The organism is Bacillus sp. ISO11, from assembly GCF_003458115.1.
Lineage (GTDB): Bacteria > Bacillota > Bacilli > Bacillales > Bacillaceae_G > Bacillus_A > Bacillus_A cereus.
Window position 1 is genome coordinate 112,539 of record NZ_QXCO01000012.1, and the last position, 11,849, is coordinate 124,387.

Below are 11,849 nucleotides of genomic sequence, written 5' to 3' on the forward strand. Positions count from 1 at the left end.
GTATAGTAAGATATATTCGTCATTTTAGAAATAAAATCCTTTTATTTGGATAAAAAATGTTGAAAAAGTTTATTTTTATTGAAATATAAGGTAATCTATGTGTAAAGGTATACATTTAGCAAGAGAGAGGATGATAGTTGTGAATACATTCAAATGGATGAGTCATGAACAGATGTATGTAGATGAAATACATGTTGAAAAATGTGGTCCTCTTTCAGTCGGCGTATATGGGGGAAATCAAGAAAGTGATGCATATGAACGAGGAGATGCGGTACTTGCTTGGTGGGACCCTGAATTACAATTTGAATTTGTTATGATTTTTGATACACACCACAAAACAAAAAATATTGATTATATAATAGAAGCGATTTCAGAAAGAAAAGAGAAATTAAAAGAGTTATTTTCCTATCCAATACATTTAGCTTTTCATCATACACATATGTACTTATTAGCGTTATTTACAGATGAGTTATTTATTAAAAAGTGTGATCAAGATGATGAGGAACTCGCTTGCTTAATTTGTTTACGAAAAGGCGAATTTTTATATTGGTTATCAGTTGGTGATTGTTTCGCGTATTTATTCCATTCTGAGAAAACGAAAAATGGAAAAGGACGATTAAATAAACGGAAAAATTACGAATATATTGGCAGGAAAAATATTTTTGCAGCAAATACACCTTGCTTTACGTCAGGTGTAAGAGGATTAGAAAAAGGAATGAATCACATTGTAATGGCAACGGACGGTATTTTAGAGTGTGACAAACGAAGGTTTGATGATGATCAATCTTTAGTAGAAATATTACACGACGGAAATAGCTTGCAGATTGAGCCCGTATTAACAAATGTACTGCAGTGGAAAGGTAGAGACTGTGCCACGATTATTGGATGGTCTATTGATACTGATAATAAACAATGTGCTAATTAATATAAAAGGAGTTCAAGGTTTTTATCCTTGAACTCCTTTTTGTTAAGCAATATGGATGTGATATGTTTTCAACCATTCATTTACTTGTAGCATATACTCCATGGCACTTCTTGCTTCAAAATTGTTAATCACTTTATTACTTTGATCAGCAATTGAAAGTAAGATGGAATGGTTAATAAGTGAGAAAATAGGATTGTTTTTATTGTTACACATATCAAGTGTTAAATTACGGATTGTTTGTAAGTAGTGTGGATCTTGTGAAGTTGGATAAGCGCTTTTTCTTCTATTGCGTACATCGTCAGGTAAAGCTGGTTGTAGTGCTCTACGTAAAATGCCTTTTTCGATATTATCAATACTTTTTATGTTGAAAGGAACATTCCATAAATATTCAACTAATCTATAATCGCAAAACGGTACACGAACTTCAAAGCCAACAGCCATACTCATACGATCTTTACGGTCAAGTAAGAAAGGAAGGAATCTTGTTAAAAATAAATAAAACATTTGACGTTGTTTCGCGGATTTTTTACTTTCGCCTTCAAGAGTAGGTACTTCAAGTATCGCTTCTTGGAATCGTGTATCAATATAGTCTTCTAGATTACATTGGTTACTTACTTCATTTAGTAGAAGAGGAGATGTATTTTTCCAATTTGTTAGCCAAGGAAACTTATCTACATATAGTAGTTCTTCTTGATGAAACCAAGGATATCCACCGAATACTTCATCAGCTGATTCGCCGGATAAAGCTACGGTCGCATCTTTTTTCATTTCGCAAAATAGTAAATATAGTGAAGTTTCCATTTCACCAGCACTCGGTAAATCTTTCGCATGAAGGGGAACGAATAAGTGATTTGCTAATTCTTCAGCATTCACAATGATATCATGATGCGCTGTCCCGACATGTTCAGAAACGCGTTTTACCCAAGGAGCGTCTAAACCAGTGCGAGCAAATGTCAGTTCGAAATCTTTTGCGCTATTTACAAAGTCAACAGAATACGTATGAAGTGTTTTATTTTCAGCAGCAAATTCTTTACCCGCAAGTGCAGTAATACCGCTAGAGTCTAATCCGCCTGATAACATACAAACGAGAGGAACATCGGCAATTAATTGTCTTTTTACTGTATCTTGTAAAATAGATAAAATATGCGAAGATGTATCTTCTATAGAGTCTGTATGGAACTTACTTTCTAAATTCCAATACTTCGTAACTACTTTTTTATGACGTGTAAATGTTATAGAATGTCCAGCACGTACTTCTTGAATATGTTTAAAGACGCCACATCCTGGAGTGCGAAATAAGCCTAATCCAAATATTTCATTTATTCCATTAGCATCAATTTCAGCAGGGACAGATGGATGCGCTAATAATGCTTTAATTTCAGAGCCGAAAATAATACTGCCATTTCTTTCTGTAAAAAAGAGTGGTTTTACACCTAAATGATCTCGTGCTAAAAACAATTTTTGCTTCTGATCATCCCATAAGGCAAAAGCGAAAATTCCGTTTAAATGTCGTACGCAGTCTTCTTTCCATTCTAAATAAGCATGTAGTAATACTTCTGTATCTGAATGGGTTTCAAATGCATGCCCACATTTTTGAAGCTGCTCTCTCAGTTCACGGAAATTATAAATTTCTCCATTATAAGTAAGAGCATACGTATAATCACCAGCACGAAATGTCTTAGGCTGTGTCCCGCCTTCTGGATCAATTACAATTAAACGCCGGTGTGCAAAGGCCGCATGAGGTGAAAACCAAAATCCTTCAGCATCCGGACCACGATGCTGGATACTATTTGCCATCTTTTTTAAAATAACATGTTGATTTGAAAGGTCTTCTTTCCAATCTACCCAACCTGTAATTCCACACATACACATCTCATCTCCTAAATTAAAATAGTAGATTAACGAAATAAAATGTACACTAAGTTAAAAAGTGACTATATAAATAGTGTACTACATGAATTAAATTACAGACTTGAGAAAATTTTCTTTGAACGCATAGTTATGTGAGACAATGGCTAAGGGAAAGTATTCCATTACATACAAAAAATAAAAAAGATGAGAGGAAAAATTTTCTCAGACGTTATATAGGGTGTAAAAGCTTTTACAAAACAATAAGGGGAATCGCTACATGAAATCAAATGAGAAAAATTTTATAAAAAGATTACAGCGGCAAAAAGAAGACGCGTTAGAATTTGTTGTCGATACATACTTACCACTCATAAAGGGGATCACGCATAAAGTTCTACTTCCCATTCAAAATGATGGACTCATAGAGGAATGTATAAACGATATATTTCTTTCCATTTGGAATAACGCAAATAAATTTCATGGAGAGCCGAGTGATTTTAAAAAGTGGATTGCAGCGATTGCGAAGTTTAAAGCAATTGATTATTACCGGAAATCGACTAAAACAGTAGAAATCATTTCAGATGAGTTTCATATCAGTACAGAAAAATCAGCAGAAGACGAATTAATCGTTATGGAAGATAGGGAAGAATTATTGAAGCTCATTAATCAATTAGAACCGCTAGATCAAAAGGTGTTCATTATGAAATATTTACTTGGTATGAAGACAGAGGAAATAGGTGACAAGTTAGGATTAACTCGGGCAGCAATTGATAATCGAGTGTACCGGGGGAAAAAGAAACTACAACAAAATGCTACGAAAATTAGTTTTGGAGGTAGTGCAATATGAAAGACATTTATGAACTATTAAATGATATTGATATAGATGAAAAAGAACTAGAAGAAATTGAGGCTTCTGAAATTGAAAAGGAAAAAGTAAAACGAAATGTAAAACAATCGATACGTACGAAGAAAAAGATGAAAAGTTGGAAAAAAGGTGTCGCTGCTGCATCAATTTTAGTAGGGTTATCGGTTGCAACTCTTGGTATCGGTTTTCCTACATATGCCGGGGGATTGCCAATTGTAGGTGACATATTCCGATTTTTAGATAATGGTAGAACGGGGTTATATGAAAATTATAAGGAATTTTCGACTGAGTTGAATATGACAAAAGAGAGTAATGGGGTTAAGGTTACAATTAATGATGTAATTTCTGATGGCAGAACATTATCTATAACGTATTCACTGGAAAGTGAGCAGGACTTAGGGGAGGATCCTATCATATTAGGTGGATTGGATATAATGGACGCTCATGGTAGTTCAGGCAGTGGTAAAATGACTAAAGTTACTGAAAAAAAGTATGTAGGTATGGTAACAACGACGCATCATGATAGCAATAAAAAGGACAAAGTAAACTTTAGATGGAATATAGAGAGAATAGAGATGCCAGATAGGAAAAAATCAATACAAGGTAATTGGAATTTCGCGTTAACTGTAAAATCAGTGGATAGTAAAGAGAGAACAATTGGTGGGAGTTCAGAAAAAGAAGGTATAAAAGCAAATATGGAAAAGGTCGCAATATCGCCAGTTTCATTTATTCTTTATTACAATCAAGAGGTTTCTAAGGGCGCGAGGAAAGAATGGGATAGTGTAGATGTTGAATTGACGGTTAAGGATGATTTAGGGAATATTTATTCGGGTGAAGGAAATGGGGGAAGTGGCAACGATCCTTACAATATCCATTGGAGTGCCACCTTCCAAAAACTAAACGAAAATGCAACAAAGCTTATCGTTACACCTCGCGTGCACTTGCGAGTACATACACCTGAAAATCATGGTGGAGTAGAGTATGTGAATGGGAAAGAGAAGAAAATAGAAGTGCCGAAAAAAGAAGCGAAGAGCAAAGATATTGTGTTAGATGATATTGTCATTGATTTAAAGAAATAAAAGAGAGACTGCCTAAAATCATTTAGGCAGTCTTTTTTCGTTAAGAACTAGTGACGAATAGTGCATGCGGATGCTGCGTTTTATACTCATCTTTCCACGGAATGTTTAGTTGTTCCCACGATTCGCCGCTATCATTGGATTGAAAGACGCCATTGTTATTTAACGTGTAAAACGTATGTGGTTCGGCTTCGTTTGTAGCAAACATCGAAATGACTGTACCGATTGCAGATGGTAGTCCTTGTTGTACTTGCTGGAAAGGAGTATCTTTCGTTTTTCGATAAATATAAGACTCATAAGGGATACGATGATGAGCGAGATCAGCACTTGGCGCGGCAGAAACGAGAATCGTATCACAATCAGCTGGATCAATTGCCATGCTGTATAAATAATGATGTTCAAGTCCTGCACTACATGAGATCCAGCTGTTTCCATTGTTATAACTCTCAAGATAAGCACGATCAGGTCCGCCCATAAATCCGTCACCACATGATGCATAAAGGCGATTTGGTGCTTCAGGGTGCATAAGTAATTGATGAGCATCGATAGGAGCACCGAATTTTTTATCAATCCATGTATGCCCTTTATCATTACTTTGAATAACAGCACCAGCTTCGATTGAAACGTGTATTGTATTAGGGTTGTTTGGATCAACTGTAATCCAGCGTACGTGATGGGTAAAAGGTCTAGGCGGGAAAGCCCATGTATAAGAAGATAATAATGATTTCATATTTTTAAGTTCAGTCCACGTTTCACCACCATTTTCAGAGCGAAATAAAGCGCTCGGTTCTGTGCCGACATAAACGACCCCATATCCGTTAACTTGTTCATTTGAGCTTATTGTTATGGAAGTGATAGAGGAGTGCAAAATACCATCTTCTTTAGGGAAATCAAAGTAACGATAAGAATCTCCAATTGGTCTCCATGAATCCCCACTATCGTCACTTAACCATAGAGCTCGTCCAAATGTTCCGCAATATACACGATTCTTTTGAAATGGATCAACAGCGATACAGGTAGGTTGCATATTTTGTAAGTGATAAGTCGTTTCATAGTTATCATTGTGTTCTTTCACTACAACAAGTTCACGTTCCATACAGAGAAATAAACGTTTCATTTAAGTAACCTCCTTAAAAATTCTTTCATTAGTAAACAATATGAAAATAAAAAAGAAGTAGTCTTGTTTTATTTGAGAAAAAGGGATTGTTAAAAAAATAGCGAAGTGTGTATACAGAGGAAGCGGGCGTTTACAATCAGTCAATTCGGGATAAAGATGGGGAGTTTGTTTCATACTAACATACAGATATTGTACTTAAAGGAGTATAAGTATGGGACATTCGCATGATCATGGTCATTCAAAAAATAAAAAGGCGTTACTAATTGCCTTCCTACTAACAACAAGTTTTATGATTGCAGAAGTTGTTGGTGGGTTTGTAACAAATAGCTTAGCACTACTATCTGACGCGGGGCATATGCTAAGTGATGCAGTATCTTTAGCTTTAAGTTTACTTGCGTTTAAACTCGGAGAAAAAACAGCAACAACTGCGAAAACATACGGGTATAAGCGAGTCGAAATGTTAGCAGCATTATGTAACGGTGTCGTTCTTATTGTCATTTCGGTATACATTTTTATTGAAGCAATCCGTCGTTTTAAAGAACCAGTTGAGATTGCTAGTAATGGGATGCTCATTATTGCAGTCCTTGGTCTGCTTATTAATATTTTATCAGCTTGGATATTAATGAGAGGCGGAGATGTGAAAGGTAATTTGAATTTAAGAAGTGCTTTCCTGCACGTACTAGGCGATCTATTGGGTTCCGTCGGAGCGATTATTGCTGCGTTACTTATTAAATTTTTCGGATGGACTGCTGCAGATGCGATTGCTAGTATTCTTGTGTCTATTTTAGTCATTATTAGTGGATGGCGTGTAACACGTGATACGGTTCATATATTAATGGAAGGTGCACCACAGCACATAAATGTTGAAGAGGTAAAAAGTACGTTATTAAATATTCCAATTGTCAAAGAAGTTCATGATTTGCACATATGGTCTGTCACATTAGATTTTCAAGTATTAACATGTCATCTTATTATTAAAGGGAATGAAACGCAAAGTGTATTAAAAGAGGCTACGTATGTATTAAAGGAGAAATTTCATGTAGAACATGTCACCATTCAAGTAGAAATAGATGGTGAATTTAATCATGATGAGACAACTTGCAAAGTATGAAAGAAAAAGGATAAGAAAAAGTGTCATAACATTTTTCGCACGGCATACATATATATAATGTGGCCACAAGTACTTTGCAAGGTAAATATTTCATGAAATTACTTTACTTATAAAGAGTCATCTTTTATAATCAAAAGTGGTAATTGATAGAGATTATCATTTTCAATGATCGTAGAAAGGAGTTTTTTAAAAGATGAGTAGTCAACTCCGTTTTGCTGTTGAAAATCGTAAGAGGCATTTAATTGATGAGTTAATTGGAGCAGGTGTGTTTAAGATTCGCGACCGACAATTATACGAGCTGTCTTTAGAGGAATTGGAAAAAGAGTACGAAGATATGGAAGATTATGCGAATATTCAGGCGTAGCTATATAGATTAGTAAAAGGAGAGCTGGTTACGATTTTGTGTAACCAGCTCTCTTTTTATTTCGTAGAAATTATTTTTTGTATTTCTTTCATGGGACGGAGCCAGTTTTGGGTCATTATTTGTTCCATTTGTTTTTCGTCCTGCTTCTGTAATGCTTGAATGATAGAGTGATGTTCTTCAATAGATTGACTTGCTGGAACAAAGTTTTGGAAAAACAAATATTCAAGACGTAAAACGTGAAGTTGCATATTTTCTAGAAAGGGTTCAATATATTGGTTTTTAGCAATAGAAGAAATTGTATTGTGGAATTGTATATCTAATTCTAAAGCTTGTTTTGCGTTTTTTTTCTCTATAGATTGCTGAAAATGCTCATTTATTTCAGAAAGTAGTTGAATATCAGCGTTTGTAATGTTTTGAAGAGCTTGCTTTCCTATAATAGAGTGAAGACCAGCCATCGTTTCATAAATGATAGATACGTCGTCTAACTTAATAGGAGCAATTTTCGTTTTTTGCCCTGGTACCATTTCCACTAATCCAGAAAGCTCTAATATTTGAAGTGCTTCTCTTACAGGTGTTCTGCTTACTCCTAGTGCCTCAGCCAATTCCCCATCATTAATTTTTTCATTGGGCTTCAGTACACCCTCAATAATCCAATTTTGTAGTTGATTTAAAACGAGTGATTTTGCTGAAACTCTTCCTGGTTTTTTATAATTTTGAGGGACAGGCATAGTGAATTCAATCCTTTCATTGTATATTTTCCTTTTTTGCATGAACAAGCTTTAATTTTTGTTTCCCTTCATCCGGCTTTTGGCTTAAGATGAGCACCATTACAATGACACAAAAAGCGCCTAATAACTGAAAAGATTGAAATGGCACTTGCAATATAAGTACAGAAGAAATAATAGCTGCGAGTGGTTCTGTGCAACCAAATAATGTTGTTTCTTTCGGAGTCAGGTATCGTATGCTGTCTAAGTATAAATAAAAGGCAATAAGTGTCCCGAAAATGACGACAAATGTGATGAGCGGTAGGGTACTTAGTTTTACATATTTCATAGTTGATAATAAAATGAATTCGTTTGTAGAAATAAAGTGTACAATCGTTACACCAATACCCCCAATAATCATGCCCCATCCAACGATAACGGAGGAAGACCATTTTTCTAACAATTCCTTTGAATATAAACTATAAAAAGCGAGAGATAATCCAGATAAAATCCCCCAAATAATAGCTGGTGTAGAAACAGCCAAGTTATGAACAGACCCGTTTGTTAGTAAGAGAAAAGTGCCTACTAATGAAAGGGTAATTGAAATGAAATCAATTTTTGATGGACGAACGTTCCATTTGAAAAGTAAGTATACAGTGATGAATATAGGAGCTAAATATTGTAATAATGTTGCCACGGCAGCATTTCCTTCTTTAATTGAAGCGAAATACGTATACTGTACAGCAAGCATACCGAATAGACCAAACAAAATCATTTTAATAGCATCAGATTTTTGTTTCCAAATGCTAAATATCTCTTTTTTTCTCGTTCCGAATGAGGAAATAATGAGCAAAATAATTCCAGATATAAGTAAACGGATCGTAACTAACCATTCGGTTGAAACATTGTCATATTGAAAAAGTTGTTGTGCAGCTGTACCAGACAAGCCCCATAAACAAGCACCGATTATGACCATTATAATTCCTTTTAATCGATTTGAATCCATATGATCTAACATTCTCCTTTCTAAAAATACAAATTGAATACAATATGCAATATATCACAGAATGACGTGTTAATAAACTGAAATTTCTAATTTTGTTTTTTATGTATAGTAAAATATTGTAGAGGAGGGGGAGTATATGTTAGCTGGATTTTTAGTTTGTTTATTTGTAGGGTTACTTATCATTTTTTTAGGGTATCAAATACATGTGAAAAAGAGGTTGTTTTTGTTAGCAGGATATCAAGAAGAAACGTTTGTTGGAGACAAAAATAAATTAGCGAAGCTTTCAGGAGCATTTTCTTATATAGTTGGAGTTACTACTATAATATTACCGCTTGGCTTAGAAAAAATAGGTGCTGTAGTTGGTATCGTATATGCTATATTAATTGTTTTAGATACAATTGTATTCATAATTAAAGCAAACCTATTAAATAAGAGTGCTATAAAGTAAAAAAGGCTTCATTCTACTGAAGCCTTTTTTAAATTATTATGAAGTATAAGTAAAAGCTGGAATAGGATCAACAAATATATCCCAATCTTGTTTCATTTCTTTCTCTGTTAATAGACAACTATCTAATGATTGTTCAATTAAAGAACGGTTCATATCAATTCCGATAAATACGAGTTCGGTTATTCGATCTCCATATTGTTTATCCCAGTTTTTCAATACTTCTGGTTCTTCTGTAATCATTTGATTTCTTTCAGTTTCAGGTAATGCCGCTATCCACTCACCGGCTCCTTGAATTGTAATAGAGGAACCTGCTTGAGATAGAAGCCCTATCATATTATTACGAGATGCCAGCCAGAAGAATCCTTTCGCTCTTACAACATCTAAAGGCCATCTTTCTAGCCAATTCATAAGGCGCTCGGGATGGAAAGGATATTTGCGGCGGTAAACAAAGGAATTGATACCGTATTCTTCCGTTTCCGGTGTATGATGGTCACTATTTAATTCTTGTATCCAGCCGGCCGATTGACTGGCTTCTTCATAATTAAATAGATTTGTGTTTAAAATTTCTTGTAATTGTACTTTGCTAAACGAAGATTCAAGAACTTTTGCATTAGGATTTAATTTTTTTAGTAAATGATGAAGCTCTATCACATCTTCTTTTTCTAGCAAATCTATCTTATTAAGAATAATTACGTTTGCAAATTCAATTTGATCTATTAATAAATCAATAACTTCTCGGGTATCATTCTCATCGATTGCTTGTTTTCGGTCTAATAAACTTTCTCCATCTGCAAAATCATCCCAAAATCTATTTGCATCTACAACTGTAACCATCGTATCGAGGCGACAATTTTTCGTTAAATCAATGTTAAGGACTTCGTCTGTATAAGTAAACGTTTGAGCAACTGGAATAGGCTCACTTATACCAGAAGATTCAATAATAATATAGTCAATATCACCATTTTCCACAAGACGATTCACTTCTATCATTAAATCTTCTCGTAGTGTACAACAAATACAGCCATTTTGAATCTCTACTAGTTTTTCCTCCGTACGTGAAAAACCACCCTTTTTTATAAGAGATGCATCAATGTTTACTTCGCTCATATCATTAACGATAACAGCTACTTTTAAGTTATTCTTATTAGTCAAAATGTGATGTAGTAAGGTAGTTTTTCCAGATCCTAAAAAACCACTTAATACAGTGATAGGTACTTTTTTCATGAAATGATCTCTCCTTTAAATCGTAATGATTACGTTTTATATTAAACGATAGGAAAAGAAAAATCAATAATAAATCATAATGATTACGATTTAAGAATAGAAATAGACTATAAAATTTGTGCTGTAGTATGAAGCATTTGGACAAGCACATGTTTACATGTAAATAAAATGGAGGCGAGAAGCTTGGTCTTTAATAGAGTTTCAAAAGAATTAGTAGGCATAGCTCTTATCGCTATGTTTCTCTTTTTATTATTTTTTGTAGATTTTACAAGTCTAGTAAATTTGCACACAAATATACCGCAGGAATGGCTGAATGTGAATACGGTATTTTTAAGTATCATTTTTGAAGCAATACCTTTTATTTTATTAGGGGTAATTGTTTCTTCATGTATTCAAGTGTTTGTGACGGAAGATATGATTCAAAAAGTAATGCCGAAATCTCCAATTGTTGCAATGATTCCAGCAGTATTTGTGGGAGTTCTTTTTCCAATGTGTGAATGTGTCATTATACCAATTGTAAGAAGGCTCATTCAAAAGGGGCTACCACTTCATGTAGGCATTGTTATTTTATTGAGTGCACCCATTATGAATCCAGTTGTTCTTTTATCTACTGTATATGCGTTTCCAAAAAATGATTACGTTGTATATGCACGCTTTGGGATAACAATTCTAGTTGCTCTATTCATAGGTCTAATTGTGTATTATTGCTATCGCGAAAGAAATGTTTTAAAAGACGTAGAGGTTTCAGTTCAAACAAGCAAAAAAAAGAGTTGGAAAGATGTTATGAATCACACTGTAGATGAGTTTTTTGATACTGGTAAGTATTTATTGATTGGTGCTTTTTTAGCAAGTGTATTTCAAACGTTTTTTGATCGGAATGTACTGGATGCAGTAGCACATAACGAAGTAATTGCTCCCATTATTATGATGGGGTTTGGTTATGTTTTATCAATTTGCTCTGCAGCCGATGCTTTTATAGCTGCGTCTTTTGGACATGTTTTCTCAATAAAGGCACTTCTCGCATTTCTTGTGTTTGGGCCTATGCTTGATATGAAAAATACGTTAATGCTATTTGCGTATTTTCAAAAGAGATTTGTATTCTTTTTGATGGGAATTGTCATTGTATCTGTGTATACCATCGTGCAAATCATAATGTTATAG

General features: G+C 34.4%; 12 protein-coding genes. 7 read left to right on the top strand and 5 right to left on the bottom strand.

Annotation, left to right across the window (positions count from 1 at the left end; genetic code table 11):
• Positions 1–97: 97 nt before the first annotated feature.
• Entirely contained in the window at positions 98–925 is an 828-nt protein-coding gene (locus D1166_RS15185) for a PP2C family serine/threonine-protein phosphatase (RefSeq protein ID WP_001999549.1), read from the top strand.
• A gap of 42 nt (positions 926–967) precedes the next feature.
• Here the strand turns inward: D1166_RS15185 and asnB are convergent, their stop codons facing one another.
• A complete protein-coding gene (gene asnB, locus D1166_RS15190) occupies positions 968–2,791 on the bottom strand; it encodes an asparagine synthase (glutamine-hydrolyzing) (RefSeq protein ID WP_097861573.1) in 1,824 nt (607 codons plus the stop codon).
• 262 nt (positions 2,792–3,053) lie between these two features.
• Between asnB and D1166_RS15195 the strand changes: the two genes are divergently transcribed.
• Together D1166_RS15195 and D1166_RS15200 are read left to right on the top strand one after the other, a co-directional pair.
• Complete coding sequence (locus D1166_RS15195; protein WP_000840006.1) at positions 3,054–3,620, top strand: sigma-70 family RNA polymerase sigma factor; 567 nt, start codon at positions 3,054–3,056, stop codon at positions 3,618–3,620.
• The gene (locus D1166_RS15200) at positions 3,617–4,717 is read left to right on the top strand and encodes a DUF4179 domain-containing protein (RefSeq protein ID WP_003312848.1); all 1,101 of its coding nucleotides are present in this window, start codon (positions 3,617–3,619) and stop codon (positions 4,715–4,717) included. Before D1166_RS15195 ends, D1166_RS15200 begins: the two co-directional genes overlap by 4 nt.
• A gap of 40 nt (positions 4,718–4,757) precedes the next feature.
• Here D1166_RS15200 and D1166_RS15205 read toward each other — a convergent pair whose 3' ends face one another.
• Positions 4,758–5,831 carry a WD40/YVTN/BNR-like repeat-containing protein gene (locus D1166_RS15205; RefSeq protein WP_118043344.1) on the bottom strand — a complete coding sequence of 358 codons (1,074 nt, stop codon included), beginning with the start codon at positions 5,829–5,831 and terminating at the stop codon, positions 4,758–4,760.
• A 211-nt stretch (positions 5,832–6,042) separates the two neighbouring features.
• Between D1166_RS15205 and D1166_RS15210 the strand changes: the two genes are divergently transcribed.
• Entirely contained in the window at positions 6,043–6,942 is a 900-nt protein-coding gene (locus D1166_RS15210; protein ID WP_097861574.1) for a cation diffusion facilitator family transporter, read from the top strand.
• A gap of 193 nt (positions 6,943–7,135) precedes the next feature.
• Positions 7,136–7,306 (top strand): Fur-regulated basic protein FbpA, encoded by a 171-nt coding sequence (fbpA, locus tag D1166_RS15215; RefSeq protein WP_000098302.1) that lies wholly within the window; start codon positions 7,136–7,138, stop codon positions 7,304–7,306.
• A gap of 56 nt (positions 7,307–7,362) precedes the next feature.
• Here fbpA and D1166_RS15220 read toward each other — a convergent pair whose 3' ends face one another.
• The gene (locus D1166_RS15220) at positions 7,363–8,034 is read right to left on the bottom strand and encodes a GntR family transcriptional regulator (RefSeq protein WP_001987091.1); all 672 of its coding nucleotides are present in this window, start codon (positions 8,032–8,034) and stop codon (positions 7,363–7,365) included.
• A gap of 16 nt (positions 8,035–8,050) precedes the next feature.
• Positions 8,051–9,016: a DMT family transporter gene (locus D1166_RS15225; protein ID WP_000378087.1), complete on the bottom strand. Its 966-nt coding sequence runs from the start codon at positions 9,014–9,016 to the stop codon at positions 8,051–8,053.
• A gap of 136 nt (positions 9,017–9,152) precedes the next feature.
• Here D1166_RS15225 and D1166_RS15230 point away from each other — a divergent pair, with 136 nt between their 5' ends.
• Complete coding sequence (locus tag D1166_RS15230; RefSeq protein ID WP_087875160.1) at positions 9,153–9,464, top strand: DUF3784 domain-containing protein; 312 nt, start codon at positions 9,153–9,155, stop codon at positions 9,462–9,464.
• Positions 9,465–9,500: 36 nt separating this feature from the next.
• Here D1166_RS15230 and D1166_RS15235 read toward each other — a convergent pair whose 3' ends face one another.
• The gene (locus tag D1166_RS15235; protein ID WP_097861575.1) at positions 9,501–10,688 is read right to left on the bottom strand and encodes a GTP-binding protein; all 1,188 of its coding nucleotides are present in this window, start codon (positions 10,686–10,688) and stop codon (positions 9,501–9,503) included.
• 168 nt (positions 10,689–10,856) lie between these two features.
• On the opposite strand from D1166_RS15235, the gene D1166_RS15245 reads away from it, so the two are divergent.
• A complete protein-coding gene (locus D1166_RS15245) occupies positions 10,857–11,849 on the top strand; it encodes a permease (protein WP_170955299.1) in 993 nt (330 codons plus the stop codon).